Annotated in this window: 13 protein-coding genes; 8 read left to right on the top strand and 5 right to left on the bottom strand. The window is 48.9% G+C overall.

What is annotated here, in order from left to right:
- Positions 1-4 precede the first annotated feature (4 nt).
- From L4D06_RS23635 to L4D06_RS23620, 4 genes are all read left to right on the top strand, one after another.
- Entirely contained in the window at positions 5-631 is a 627-nt protein-coding gene (locus tag L4D06_RS23635) for a DMSO/selenate family reductase complex B subunit (RefSeq protein ID WP_429741830.1), read from the top strand.
- On the top strand, positions 628-1,470 hold the full coding sequence (locus tag L4D06_RS23630) for a dimethyl sulfoxide reductase anchor subunit family protein (RefSeq protein ID WP_429741828.1): 843 nt from the start codon (positions 628-630) through the stop codon (positions 1,468-1,470). Before L4D06_RS23635 ends, L4D06_RS23630 begins: the two co-directional genes overlap by 4 nt.
- Before the next feature lie 177 nt (positions 1,471-1,647).
- Complete coding sequence (locus tag L4D06_RS23625) at positions 1,648-2,301, top strand: TorD/DmsD family molecular chaperone (protein ID WP_429741826.1); 654 nt, start codon at positions 1,648-1,650, stop codon at positions 2,299-2,301.
- Positions 2,302-2,319: 18 nt separating this feature from the next.
- A complete protein-coding gene (locus L4D06_RS23620) occupies positions 2,320-2,874 on the top strand; it encodes a 4Fe-4S binding protein (RefSeq protein WP_429741824.1) in 555 nt (184 codons plus the stop codon).
- 109 nt (positions 2,875-2,983) lie between these two features.
- Here the strand turns inward: L4D06_RS23620 and L4D06_RS23615 are convergent, their stop codons facing one another.
- The 5 genes from L4D06_RS23615 to rlmC all read right to left on the bottom strand — a co-directional run bounded on the left by L4D06_RS23615 (position 2,984) and on the right by rlmC (position 9,400).
- Positions 2,984-4,510 (bottom strand): phospholipase D family protein, encoded by a 1,527-nt coding sequence (locus L4D06_RS23615; RefSeq protein WP_429741822.1) that lies wholly within the window; start codon positions 4,508-4,510, stop codon positions 2,984-2,986.
- 254 nt (positions 4,511-4,764) lie between these two features.
- Positions 4,765-5,934: a questin oxidase family protein gene (locus L4D06_RS23610; RefSeq protein WP_429741820.1), complete on the bottom strand. Its 1,170-nt coding sequence runs from the start codon at positions 5,932-5,934 to the stop codon at positions 4,765-4,767.
- 69 nt (positions 5,935-6,003) lie between these two features.
- Complete coding sequence (locus L4D06_RS23605) at positions 6,004-6,978, bottom strand: glutathione S-transferase family protein (RefSeq protein WP_429741819.1); 975 nt, start codon at positions 6,976-6,978, stop codon at positions 6,004-6,006.
- Between the two features lie 54 nt (positions 6,979-7,032).
- On the bottom strand, positions 7,033-8,016 hold the full coding sequence (locus L4D06_RS23600; RefSeq protein WP_429741818.1) for a glutathione S-transferase family protein: 984 nt from the start codon (positions 8,014-8,016) through the stop codon (positions 7,033-7,035).
- A 247-nt stretch (positions 8,017-8,263) separates the two neighbouring features.
- A complete protein-coding gene (rlmC, locus tag L4D06_RS23595) occupies positions 8,264-9,400 on the bottom strand; it encodes a 23S rRNA (uracil(747)-C(5))-methyltransferase RlmC (protein ID WP_429741816.1) in 1,137 nt (378 codons plus the stop codon).
- A gap of 227 nt (positions 9,401-9,627) precedes the next feature.
- Between rlmC and murQ the strand changes: the two genes are divergently transcribed.
- The 4 genes from murQ to L4D06_RS23575 all read left to right on the top strand — a co-directional run.
- The gene (murQ, locus tag L4D06_RS23590) at positions 9,628-10,530 is read left to right on the top strand and encodes an N-acetylmuramic acid 6-phosphate etherase (protein ID WP_274165846.1); all 903 of its coding nucleotides are present in this window, start codon (positions 9,628-9,630) and stop codon (positions 10,528-10,530) included.
- Between the two features lie 413 nt (positions 10,531-10,943).
- Positions 10,944-11,483, top strand: a complete 540-nt coding sequence (locus L4D06_RS23585; protein WP_429741813.1) for an RNA polymerase sigma factor — start codon at positions 10,944-10,946, stop codon at positions 11,481-11,483.
- Entirely contained in the window at positions 11,468-12,274 is an 807-nt protein-coding gene (locus L4D06_RS23580; RefSeq protein WP_274165848.1) for a hypothetical protein, read from the top strand. The genes L4D06_RS23585 and L4D06_RS23580 overlap by 16 nt, the downstream gene beginning before the upstream one ends.
- Before the next feature lie 374 nt (positions 12,275-12,648).
- Positions 12,649-13,183 (top strand): ammonium transporter (locus tag L4D06_RS23575; RefSeq protein WP_429741811.1); only part of this gene is annotated, 535 nt, incomplete at its 3' end.

Here is a 13,183-nt window from a genome sequence, read left to right as displayed (position 1 = left end):
ATAGATGACTCAATACGGATTCCACGTCGATACCAGTAAGTGTACTGGCTGTAAAACCTGTCAGGTTTCATGTAAAGACCGCAGCGATCTACCTGTGGGCGTTAACTGGCGTCGTGTTTACGAATACGCCGGCGGTGACTGGGTGCAAAACGATGATGGCACAGTAAGCCAAAACGTTTACGCCTACTACATGTCGATTTCATGTAACCACTGTTCAAACCCAGCGTGTGTGAAAGCCTGTCCAACGGGCGCGATGCACAAACGTACTGAAGATGGCCTTGTGGTTGTCGATAAAGACGTGTGTGTGAGCTGTCAGTACTGTGGCATGGCGTGCCCTTACGGCGCACCGCAATACCACCCTGAAAAGAAACACATGACCAAATGTGATGGCTGTTACGAGCGCGTTGCTGAAGGCCGCAAGCCTGTGTGTGTTGAATCTTGCCCATTGCGTGCGTTGGATTTTGGTCCAATGGACGAGCTGCGCGAAATGTACGGCACCAAGAACGATGTTGCGCCGTTGCCAGACCCACGTCTGACTTCACCTAACTTGATCGTGACCACATGCCGTAACTCTCGTCCAACGGGTGACACCACCGGCAGCATCCAAAACCCGACAGAGGTATCGCTATGAGTGAATTATCGCTGGTTTTCTTTACCGTTCTGGCGCAATCCGCCGTCGGTATGTTTATCGCGCTAGGGTTGGTTGAGCTGTTCTTCAAACCTGAACGCAAAGGCATGAACATCGCATTCATGGCATCGCTGACATTGCTCGGTCTAGGTGCAATGGCATCGGTGACGCACTTGGGTCAGCCATTCCGCATGTTCAACGTCATGTTTGGTCTGGCGCACCTGTCAGCGCTGAGCTTGGAAATCGTTGCGCTTTCACTGTTTGGTGGCGCAGCCTTTACCTACACCGCGCTGCGCGTGTTGAACATTCAACCAACACTACAAAAGCTAACGCTACCTGCCGCCATGGCACTGGGTGTGGTCTTCATCCTTGCGATCGTTAACGTGTACCGTTTGCCAACCGTGGTGAGCTGGAACTCACATTGGACAACCTTCCAATTCCTGATGACGGCGGGCGTTGTTGGCCCTGTTGCAGCCGCGATGACATTGCGTGTGCTTGCCCCTCAGCTTGGTAAAGCCCAAGCCTGTGCGGATCGCACGCTGGGTATGGCTGCACTGATCACCATGGCAATCTCTTTGATTGGCTTTGGCGGTTATGCGGTGTGGCTAGGCCAACTAGACGCTTACACCAACCCCTTCGCGATTGCGAACGCAGAAGCCTTCACTATGGCGCGCATCGGTTTGATGGCATCAGGTGTGGTGCTGTTTGCCTCTCAAGCATTGCGTGGCAACAACAAAAACGCAGGCATCACCATTGCCGCGTTCTTTATGGTGGTAATGGCAGAATTGTCTGGTCGTGCGTTCTTCTACGACGCCTTCATCAGCGCAAGTTCTGGCATGTAAATCATCGCCGAATTGTTCTCAAGGGGCTGGATAGCCAGCCCCTTCTTTTTTAGTTTTTTCTTGCTCGTTCTTTGTTTTATCGCGTTACCTTTTTTCTTTTTTCCACCGTCTTTTTGTTTTTGTTGCCAACACACGTTGTTTTTACCTTACTAATTTCAGTCGAATAAGCCCATTGCCATGAATGACTTTCGTTACCAAACGCTTGCAAGCCTTACCATCGCTAGCCACTTTTTTTACCGTGCTCTGCACCAAGCGCCAGATACCGCGTTTATCAATGCCTTGTACGACGAAGCACTGTTCGAAGAATGGCCTGTTGAAGTCAGAAACGACAAAGTGGAACACGGCTTAGCCCTGTTAAAAGCACGCCCTGACTTGCAGGCCATTTCCCGTGATTACGCGCAACTGTTTGTCGGGCCTAACACCCTTGCGGCTGCGCCTTGGGGTTCTGTGTATCTTGCAGAAGAGCAAACCACTTGTGGCAAAACCACCCTGGCGATCCGCGCCTTTTATGCAGACCACGGCATTGCCATCGACACCGGCGAACGCGAACCTGAAGATCACATCGGCTTGGTGTTTTCATTTATCGCCTACTTGGTGGAAACCGCGCTGACCACGCAAGTCATCGAAATGGCACATAACGAGAGCTTGGTATCACTGCAAACCTTCCTCACAGACCATGTACTGACGTGGGCACCGCGTTTCTTCGCAGTAATGCGAGAAGGCGCAACCACCGAGTTTTACCAAGGCCTGAGCTTATTGGCTGAAGGTACGTTGGAGCAACTGGCCTCACAGGTCGATGCACAATACAAAATCGTGACGGTTTACCGCTAATATAGGCTGCAATTCATCATGTCTGACAGAGACGAGCGTTACTACACTGCACAACTCAACATGCAAACATGCAGCCGTCGTGGGCTGTTTCGTGGCTTGTGGTCTGGCGTCAGTAAGCCCGTAAAAACACAAGCAGGCCTTGCCGCAAAGCGCACCGTGCCAAGGCCACCGACAGCGGTTGATGAAAGTCTGTTGAATCGTTTGTGTGACGGGTGTGGAAAGTGTGCCAATGCTTGCCCACCGCGTATTATCAGCATGATTGAAGGTAAGCCAGTACTTACTTTAGATGGAGGCGCGTGCACTGAATGCAGAGAATGCCAACGCGCGTGTCCCACCCTGGCATTGGCCAATGCATCACCTGATACATTGCCATCAACAGGCGCAGTGGCAACGCTATCAGGCATGTGTATTCGTCAAATGAGTGCGCCTTGCCAATCCTGTTCAGAGGCATGCCCTCATCAAGCGATTGACACTGTAAATCGCAGTATCGCTATCAACTCTGAAAAATGTTCCGGTTGTGCCCAATGCCGCGTCGCCTGCCCTGCTTATGCCATACAGATAGTGATGCGATGAAATGTGACATTTCCCGCCCCCAACACAGGCAAGCAACTCCTGCTGCATAAAAAAAGTTCGCCCAGTGTTGGCGAACTTTTTTATTTCTATCAAGGCTTATTGCTACTCTTCACAGCCAGCTTTCAATGGGTAACAAACCACTCAGCCATGCCCCCGTGCGCAACAAAAATCCAGTATCAGGCTCGGTCTCAAAGGAACGACGATAATGGTGGTCAATCCAATGCATCTTCCCATTTTCCATTTTCACCTGATACGCGTTTTTGCTCAGTTCTTCAAAGAAGGTACGCTCGGCGCCATACACATAGTTCGGCGTCTCAAACATCACTGCCATTTCCGTATTCAAACGGGCAGAGCGTGGGTCTAAATTCATCGAGCCCACAAAGAGTTTTTCTGAATCAAGCATCATCACTTTGGCATGAAGGCTTGAGCGACTGCTTCCTGTGACACTCCAATGATGACGTAAATAACTGTGCGCTTTCATTTCCCAAAGCTCAATGCCCCCTTCCACTAACGCTTGGCGATATTTCGCATACCAACCGTGCACCGCAAAGACATCGTTGGACGCCAAGGAATTGGTCAGCACCACGATGCGCTTACCGCTCAGTGACGCTTGAATCAAGGCTCGCGTGCCTGCTTCTGTGGGTACAAAATACGGAGAGATGAGTATTATCGAGGTTTCGACCCCTTCAAGTACCTCGGTAAGCCCAGTGATCAAAAGACTGTCGCCATCGTCAACTTTAGCGGGTGAATCAAACAACAAACGGGCTGGCCCCCAGTTCAAGGCAATCTGGTTATCTTTGATTTTTTTGTATAGCGGCAAGGTCGCGAAGTTATATTCATCACTGGTGAACTTGTGTTCGATGCGCGAATCTTGTCGCCAGCGAGCAACATCTTCCGCTTTAGGTACTCGCTTGCTCTTTTGTATCCAGGACATCGGCACAGCGTGTTCGCTATTCCAGTACAGGTCGAACTGCTCTGCGGTGTCGTCAACCACAGGGCCATTGAGCAGCACATCGAAATCTCCAAATTCCACGTTCGAGCGAAACGAGAAATATTCATTGCCAATATTGCGTCCACCCACCACTGAGACAACGCCATCTGCCGTCATCGATTTGTTGTGCATGCGTCGGTTCAAGCGCTTTGAATCGGTAATCCAAGACAGCATTCTGAGGGCACGAAATTGATGAGGGTTAAACAAGCGAACATGAATGTTTGGGTGACCATCAAGATACGCAAGATCGCTGTCTTTACGGCTTTGCATATCATCGATCAGTAACCTGACTTTTACACCTCGCTCTGCCGCTTCGTACAAGCGCCAGACAATCAGTTGGCTCGTTTCATCGTTACTGAAGATGTAGTACTGCAGATCAAGGCTATGCTCAGCCGATTCAATCATGGCTAAACGAGTCAACAATGCATCATGGCCCGTTTCTAAGGGGAAGAAACCTGAAAACGCATCAGGCACACCATCAGGCTTCGAGAAATAATTCGAAAGTACAGTATTGGCTTGATAGCCAGAATGATATTGCTCGGCCTTAGGAGAATGTCCTTCGCCATAACTTGGCTGATAGGTAAACGCGATGACGACACAGACAATAAGAATGGCAAAAAAAGAAAGTAACAGTTTCTTTATCAAGAGGTTGAATCCGTTCAATAGCTTTGAGCACAAACTACCATACGAAGATCAATTTGGCGCACATAACAAGGCAGGCAGCTCGCTTTTATCGCTGGATTGGTGCAGAGCTCTAAATTCTCACCTTGCGCATTGAGTCTTAGGTTTTGAGTAAATTACGTTCTGAGTAAATTGGGGCTCGAGGAAATTAGCTGCTGAATAAAACAAAAGCGGGCAATGCCCGCTCTGTTATTTTTCCGTTATCACACTCTACAGCATTAGTTGAGTGCAACAGGTTTTACCCTTGTGTGCTCTGCCAGCACATTGATGGCCGCCGCTTTGTAGAGCGGGTTCGCTTCAATGTTCTCAAAAAGCCACTTGCAGCTAAACACCATTTTAATAGCATGCACTTCTGGCACTGACGTGATGCCGCTTGCAATGTCTTGCCATTCCGTCGCATCCACATACGCTTGCGCTTCTGAGGCTATCGTCGGCAAGGTTTCAGGGAAACCTTTTTCAAGGTACAAGCCAGTCAACCATATCCAATAACGTTGCCAAAGCTCCGCCAACACTGGGCGAACACTGTTACCGCTTTGCAGCATTTGCTGAGTGATATCCGCCAGTGCTTGATATGCGGTCACACAATGCAAGGTCGTGAGTGCTGGCTCGAACAGGTACAAGCTAATAGCACGATCACCGATTTCTTGAATTTTCAGCTCAAGATTTTCTTCAGTAATAAAGAAATTCTCAGCAACGGCGATGTCGTGAAGCACAGGTTCAGAACACAGGCGTTCACACACACTCAGGCTTCCACCCCAGAAACTGATTTGGGGTTTCGCCGCATGCAGCAGTGCCCAATTCTCCGCAGCACTGGCTGACACCGTTGTCAAATCCGTGCGAGGTGGCAGCATACGTTTATACAAATCTTCGTAACGGATCGCCCAGTAAGCGAGTGCATCCGCAATCAAGCCTTTATCGCCGTGCATCATGGCAAAGCTTAATCGGATCAATGGGTGAAACAAACCCATTGGCAGTGCGTATTGCAGCCTTTCAAGTACTGCCATCAAGTACGCATTTTGATCGTCGGTGGCATTCAAGCCTTCAAAGAACACACGCTGAAAATCTGCCAGCATATTGGCTTGCCCTAAATAGTCAGGCCAGTTTTCTTGGGTGATCACGCCTTTGTCCATTAAGCGTAAATCATCACTGATTTTCGAACGATAGCGAGGCCAGGTTGAGCGGAAGTTACGTATAGCTTCATCGCTCGCGCCCAAGCCCTGCAATGACATGATAGTCATCGGGTAATGGTTCGCCATGCCGCCTTTCGTCACGCCACCTAAATTGGGGTGGAATGCACTGTCTTTCAGCATTTCATCGTTTACCAACGCAGACATGTCAGGCGCTGCGTTGAATAGTCTTGTCGCCGTGTTTGATTTTGTGAATAACATAATGACTCCTCCGTACGTTGGTAAATATTGCTTTGTTCGTATTTTTTCTTAGCGCATAGAAAACTGCGCTTACAAAAAGTCGACCGTTGGGGCAACAGGCACAATACCGTGCGGGTTGCGCAGTGGACTTTTCGAGTTGTAACCGCGGCGGTACACATCCAGATCAATGGTGTCTCGCACGCCCGGTTGTTTCACCAATGTTTTCAAATATGCCGAGATATTTGGGTAATCACGCAAGGCTTTCAGGTTGCATTTGAAGGCGGTGAAATACCCCACATCAAAGCGCACCAGCGTCGGCAATAATCGCCAATCCGCTTCGGTGATCGCATCGCCCAGCAAGAAGGTCTGCTCGCCAAGGCGGGCTTCGATCTTTTCCAATGATTCAAACAACACAGTCACCGCTTCGCTATAAGCGTCTTGCGTTCGCGCAAACCCTGCTTTGTACACGCCATTATTGACCGTGTTAAAAATCCAATCGTTCAGCGCATCAATGTCTTGCGCAAATGCGTCAGGATAAAAATCTTTTTGATCACCCGTCACCTCGTTAAAGGCACTGTTGAACATGCGAATGATCTCTGACGATTCATTGCTGACAATGGTTTGGGTTTTCTTATCCCAAAGCACAGGCACCGTGACGCGCCCGGTGAAATCAGGGTTCGATTTCACGTAAAGCTGGTGCATGGCTTCAAGGCCTAGCAGCTCGTCGGTAAAGCGCGGATTGCTCGCATCAAACACCCACCCTTGGTCAGTGCGAAGCGGTGCAACTAGAGACACGCCCACCACGTCTTGCAGCTTTTTCACTTGGCGATAAATCAAGGTTCGGTGCGCCCATGGGCAGTTCAATGCCGCGAATAAGTGGTAGCGTCCTGCTTCGGCTTTAAAGCCCGCATCGCCGCTTGGTCCTGCTTCGCCTGTCGCTGTCACCCAACTGCGGAATTTAGCCGTACCGCGCACAAATCGCCCTTGTGCGTTTTCATATTCTTTGGCTTCCAACTCACGCAACGCATCATCGGTCAGCCAGCGGCCTTCAACTAATTTTCCCATTGCTTCACTCCTTAACTGCACGTCACTCGCCTTCTCTGCGTTGACGTGTTTGAATCATTTTCCTATTTGTTCACGGCCGTGTGGTGTCGTGAAATCCAATGCTGGGCCAATCGGCACAATGCGTGTCGGGTTGACCGTTTCATGGCTGCCGTAATAGTGCGCCTTGATGTGGTCGATGTTCACCGTCTCTGCAACGCCCGGCTGTTGATAAAGCTCGCGCAAGTAGCCTGAGAGGTTTGGATATTCGACGATGCGGCGACGGCTACACTTGAAATGTCCGACATAAACAGCATCGAATCGGACCAAGGTGGTGAACAAACGCCAGTCAGCTTCAGTGATTTGGTCACCGACCAAATATCGGCTTTCTGCCAAGCGTTCTTCCAGTTTGTCCAAGGCACTGAAAAGGTCGTCCACGGCTTCGTCATAGGCTTCTTGAGTCGTCGCAAACCCTGCGCGATAAACGCCGTTATTGATGTTTGGGTAAATGAAGTCATTAATTTCATCGATTACCTCTCTCATCGATTCGGGATAAAAATCGCCGCCCTTTGCGCCAACGTCATCAAACGCGCTGTTGAACATGCGAATGATTTCTGCGGATTCATTGCTCACAATCGTTTGGGTTTTCTTATCCCAAAGCACAGGCACGGTAACCCGTCCGGTATAGTCAGCGCGTGCTGCCGTATACACTTGGTGCAGATGCGTTTTGTTGTTCACGCTGTCTGCAATCACGTCGTCACCCGGCAAGAATGTCCAACCGTCATCGCCCATAAAGGCATTCACGACAGACACTGAAATCATGCTTTCTAGCCCTTTTAACGCACGGAAGATCAAGGTGCGATGTGCCCAAGGGCACGCGAGGGAAACATACAAATGATAGCGACCAGGTTTTGCTTTAAAGCCACTTTCGCCGCTTGGTCCTGCTGAGCCATCTTGCGTTACCCAATTGCGAAAGCTGGTGGCTTTGCGAGTAAAACGTCCGTTGGTTTTCGATGTGTCATACCAATCGGTGCGCCATTTTCCATCCACTAATAAACCCATATCTCGCTTCCTTCGTCTCAACCTTTGATGGACAAACAATAATCAACCTCATGAAATGAATAAACAGCGATAAATTGAAATGATTGTTCTCTAAGCGAGAACGAAAGGCGTAATGGGCGACAAATGCGAGAAAAAAAGAGAAAAGAGAAAAGAGAAAAGAGAAAAGAGAAAAGAGAACAATTTTTGCTGAGTCACGCGTACTTACAACAGTGAATGCAGGGCAATCCCTTGCCCAGTGACGTGAAACTTAAGCGATTTCCGAGCGCTCGAGCAGCACCATCACCTCAGTGTGATCGGTATGAGGAAACATATCGAACCACTGCAAACGTTTAACGGTATAGCATTGCAGAGCATCAAGGTCTGTTCGCAAGGTGTCAGGATTGCAGCTTGAATAAACAATGTGTTTGGGCGCCAACGCCGAAAGCTGTTCGGCCAATTCAGTGCCGAGGCCACGCCGCGGCGGATTCACCAAGACCAGATCAGGTGCTGAGTTTTGACGCTGTGAAAACTGGGTAGAATCTAACGCATCGAAGTCGAGGTTAGTGATCCCCATTTCATCCGCAGACCGTTTAGCGCTAGCGATGGCCTCGGGTTCGATTTCAATCCCTGTCACTGAATTCGTCACGTCAGCACAATGCAGGGCGAAGCCGCCTACACCACAGAAAAGATCCCACATACGCTCTGGCGCTATCTCTTTTACCCACTCACGCGCAGTGGCATAGAGTTGAGCAGCAACTTTAGGGTTAGTCTGGAAAAAGCTTTTCGGACGGATCACCAAAGGCACATGATTGAATCGTTCGATAAGGTGTTGTTTTTGTGTGAGAAAAATCTCTTCGTCACCTTCCAAACGTGCCATATGAACTGGCTGAATGTTTACCGTCACAACGCGAACCTTTGGAAACGATTGCTGTAAACGAGGTAGATTCGTTTCAAATCGCGCAATAGCCTCTTGGCTTCGCGTAACAAATCGCAGCATAAACTCACCGCTAATCGCCGCGCGAGTCAGTAAAATATACTTCAGCTCTCCTTTCTTCTTTGCTTTGTTGTAAGGCGAAATACCCGAGGTACGAATCCAATCACGCAGGTAATCCAACAATTCCTTCATGTCGTCTGTGTATAGAGGACAATGCGTCAGGCTTGCGGGTTCTCCGCTGGGCATCTCAATACCCAATACCGGCGCATGTGCAGCGCCCATCACCACCATTTTCGCTTTGTTACGACAAGCCACTTCATCGCTTAGCGCGGGCGATAGCCACTGCTCCGGCAGACGTTGTTCAAACAAGGATTTTAACGCTTCGTCTTTTTGTTCAATCTGTTCTGTGTAAGGTATTTCTCTCAATGAACAGGAACGGCACGTATGCTGATCAAAGAATTTGCAACACATGGGGATCCACCACCGCCAGAAAAAACGCAAGTCTATGCTTCCTGAGAAAAATGACCAATCGCGTTATTTCTCGTTATCTAAAACGTTTTTTATCGTAGTAAAAGTCAGAAAATCACAGCAATAACAACGCAGAAAACGGCTTTTCACTTGAGGTTAAAGGCACAGATAAGGAATACTGAGCAAAATAGAAAAATCCTTGCTCACTAGCGACATAAGAGACGCACCCAATGAATATTGATTTAACCCAACTCGTCACAGAAAGTCGCAATGCCGCCAGTGCAAACATCGATACTTTATCGACATTAGACATGCTGACAGTGATCAATCAAGAAGATCAAAAAGTCGCTCTCGCAGTGGAAACGCAACTGCCCAACATCGCCCTTGCAGTCGATGCGATTACCCATGCCTTTGCCAATGGTGGTCGCTTAATTTACATGGGGGCAGGAACGTCAGGCCGTTTAGGTATTTTAGATGCCAGTGAATGCCCGCCAACCTATGGCACAAAACCAGAAATCGTCGTTGGACTTATCGCAGGAGGACACCCAGCGATATTAAAAGCGGTCGAAAATGCCGAAGATAACGCAGAACTTGGTCAGCGCAACCTTGAAGAATTAGCCTTAACACGCCACGACGTTGTCGTTGGCATTGCGGCAAGTGGGCGCACACCATATGTATTAGGCGGTATGCGCTACGCCAAATCAGTTGCTGCAACGGTGGTCGCCATTGCGTGCAATCCGCACTGCCCAATGGTTGATGAAGCGGATATCGCCATCACCCCAGTTGTTGGCCCTGAAGTGGTGACAGGTTCTTCACGCATGAAAGCAGGTACGGCGCAGAAACTGGTGTTGAATATGCTGACCAGCGGCGCAATGATTCGCAGCGGTAAAGTGTATGGCAACTTGATGGTGGATGTGGAAGCCACCAACGCCAAACTGGTTCAGCGTCAGGTGAACATTGTGATTGAAGCAACCGGCGAGTCACCTCAAGCAGCCGAAGCAGCGCTCAATGCTTGCCATCGCCACTGCAAAACCGCCATTCTGATGTTACTGGCGGGGATTGATGCACAAGAAGCCAAAACAAGGCTTGAGCATCACAATGGTTTTATTCGCGCCGCATTAAACAACAGCTAGACGACAGCTAGACGACAGCTAGCACTAAACAGGCACATGGCGTCATATCCTGCCCAATGCGCGACACATTGGGCTTTTTTATGCCTGTAAGAGAGCATTTTTCCATTTTTTTTCACTTTCTTGCATCCAATTTTCTTTCTCCTCCGTCTCTTGTTCTAGGTCTAAACCACGTCACGATACAAAATTCAGACCCAAATATTGCAGTCATAAACCTTCTCTCCTAGGGCGTCATGTGCTTTTGCGAAGTCTTAGTCTTGGCTGTGGTATCACCGAATGGACAGACGGCACACACCAATGATTGCACAATGGCACGCCTCTTTATCTTTGGTTTAAAGACAAACAAAAACACTCGATCACACCAGTGATGACGTAGAGAAAACGTTCAACATATCATTCAACAACAGGGGTAATCAGTGAGCGTCGAAAAACAACAACTAACATCGCTACTCTCACGCGTAGCGCTTAGAGACAGAGAAGCATTCGAAGCGCTTTATACCTTAACCAGTCCTCGGCTATTTAACCTATTAACTGCCATGGTGAAAGATGAACAACTAGCAGCAGATCTTCTTCAAGAGGGCTTCCTAAAACTCTGGTTTGACGATCGTCGTTACCCCGTCGAACATCCTTGGGCCTGGCTGTGCCAAAGCATGAGAAACCTCGCTATTGATGAACTACGGCAGCGAAGACGACGACAAGGCGATAACCAGTCACCGTATGTGCTTTCGGATGTGCCATCTACCGCCATGAATGTATCAAGCCAATCAAAAGACCCCCAACGCCTCGATGTTTGCCTCGAGGCGTTGGCGTATGAAAAGCGCAATGCCATCGTACTCGCCTATCAACATGGCATGACACACCAAGAAATCGTAGAGCACATCAATTCGCCGCTGGGTACAGTAAAGTCATGGATCAGACGCGGACTACAGGAGTTGAAGCGATGCCTAACCGAATAACAGCAAAGCGCTATGCATCATTCGAAGTTCGCGACAGACTTGCTGCGCAATATGTGCTGGGTACGTTGCCTCCCCGAGTGCGTCGCCGGCTGGAGAACTTGATTCAACAAGACCCAACATGGTGGGAAAATATCGCCCATTGGCAGAAACACTTTAGCGGGTTAACACCGTCGATGGATGAACACCTTGAAGAGCAGCAGTTTTCGACTCCTCCCAGTAAGGTCTGGGATCGGATTTCAATGGCTCTGTTCCCTCAAACACATAGAAATGCGTCAAATTTCATCACTCGCAAACCTACACGCCAATGGCCCTTGTGGTTCATGCCTGTTGGTTTTACCTTTGCTTTAGTGTTGGGGCTATTGCTAAGACCTATCATTACTCCAGAGCAAAACACACCAATAAATGATACGCCATCAATAACGTCAATTTCCCGCGTTCAGCCTGCCGCTTACTTCGCCATGATGTCATCGAAAGTCGAAGATAATCAATTTGCTCTAGTCGCGTATCAAGGCGCTAGAGCCGGAGAGTCCACACTCCGACTACAACGAAACCTGAGGGAAACAACATTGCCATCAGAGACCGCCATGGTATGGATGCGTGACAAATCGAGTGGGAAATTGCGAGAGGTGGGGACGTTACGGAGCATCAATGACACTCGATTCATGAGCCCAGAGGAATGGAAGGCTCTAAAAAATAGCTCAGAGCTACTCGTGACAGAAAACGGCGATCCTAACAGTCAGCTGCTGTATCAGGGTGATTGTGTCGAGTTGAGCAACTGGAATGCAATCTAAGCAAGTAGCTGGCAATAGTAAAACAACGCCACCGTAACCCTGATAACACAGAGGGCAGAGTAACGCGATTCACTCTGCCCTCACACAGTATTACATCACGCCTTGTCATGTAGGGGGACATTGCAGAGCACCATGTTGGTGCGGTGAAAGTCGGTAACTTGCACAATTTTGATGCACCTGATGTTTCCACATCGTTAAATAACGGTGCAATACATTCCCAAAAATAGCCTTTTCACCCCCATTGATATCATGATGTTATAGGCCATGCGCACCTTCTTGGTGTTTCATTGCCCCCTTCTTGAGCAACTCGGCACGATTCGTGCTTAAACACCCTTTAGGAAAACACCGTTCTCAAGGAAGTAGAGGAAATCATTGTGGAAAATATTAGTAGCGCGATTCAAACGCTGACGGAAAGCGCGAACACGCTCTTTATCTTGATGGGTGCCATTATGGTACTTGCCATGCACGCAGGCTTTGCCTTTTTAGAAGTCGGTACGGTCAGGCATCGTAACCAAGTTAACGCACTGGTTAAAATCATGTCCGACTTCGGTTTCTCTGCGCTCGCATATTTTTTTATTGGCTACTGGGTAGCCTACGACACAACCTTTTTCAGCAGTGCAGAAACACTTTCAGCCAACAATGGCTACGAACTGGTTAAATTCTTCTTCTTGATGACGTTCGCCGCCGCGATTCCCGCCATTATTTCTGGTGGTGTCGCAGAGCGCGCAAAATTTACGCCGATGTTGATAGCAGCCGCAGCGATTGTCGCCTTTGTTTACCCATTCTTTGAAGGCCTGATTTGGAACGGTAACTTCGGTTTCCAAGATTGGCTAGAAGCCACATTTGGCGCGGCTTTCCATGATTTTGCTGGCTCGGTCGTCGTTCATGCAGTCGGTGGATGGATTGCAC

Origin of the sequence: Enterovibrio makurazakiensis, assembly GCF_050336585.1 — a bacterium.
GTDB lineage: Bacteria > Pseudomonadota > Gammaproteobacteria > Enterobacterales > Vibrionaceae > Enterovibrio > Enterovibrio gelatinilyticus.
The sequence above is the reverse complement of the archived record's forward strand: the minus strand, read 5'-3'. Positions and strand labels throughout refer to the sequence as shown.

Coding starts and splice junctions, on each gene's coding strand:
- L4D06_RS23610 (WP_429741820.1), bottom strand. CDS start 5,934: ATGTTATTCACAAAATCAAACACGGCGACAAGACTATTCAACGCAGCG.
- L4D06_RS23600 (WP_429741818.1), bottom strand. CDS start 8,016: ATGGGTTTATTAGTGGATGGAAAATGGCGCACCGATTGGTATGACACA.
- L4D06_RS23625 (WP_429741826.1), top strand. CDS start 1,648: ATGAATGACTTTCGTTACCAAACGCTTGCAAGCCTTACCATCGCTAGC.
- L4D06_RS23635 (WP_429741830.1), top strand. CDS start 5: ATGACTCAATACGGATTCCACGTCGATACCAGTAAGTGTACTGGCTGT.
- L4D06_RS23620 (WP_429741824.1), top strand. CDS start 2,320: ATGTCTGACAGAGACGAGCGTTACTACACTGCACAACTCAACATGCAA.
- L4D06_RS23630 (WP_429741828.1), top strand. CDS start 628: ATGAGTGAATTATCGCTGGTTTTCTTTACCGTTCTGGCGCAATCCGCC.
- L4D06_RS23580 (WP_274165848.1), top strand. CDS start 11,468: ATGCCTAACCGAATAACAGCAAAGCGCTATGCATCATTCGAAGTTCGC.
- L4D06_RS23605 (WP_429741819.1), bottom strand. CDS start 6,978: ATGGGAAAATTAGTTGAAGGCCGCTGGCTGACCGATGATGCGTTGCGT.
- rlmC (WP_429741816.1), bottom strand. CDS start 9,400: ATGTGTTGCAAATTCTTTGATCAGCATACGTGCCGTTCCTGTTCATTG.
- murQ (WP_274165846.1), top strand. CDS start 9,628: ATGAATATTGATTTAACCCAACTCGTCACAGAAAGTCGCAATGCCGCC.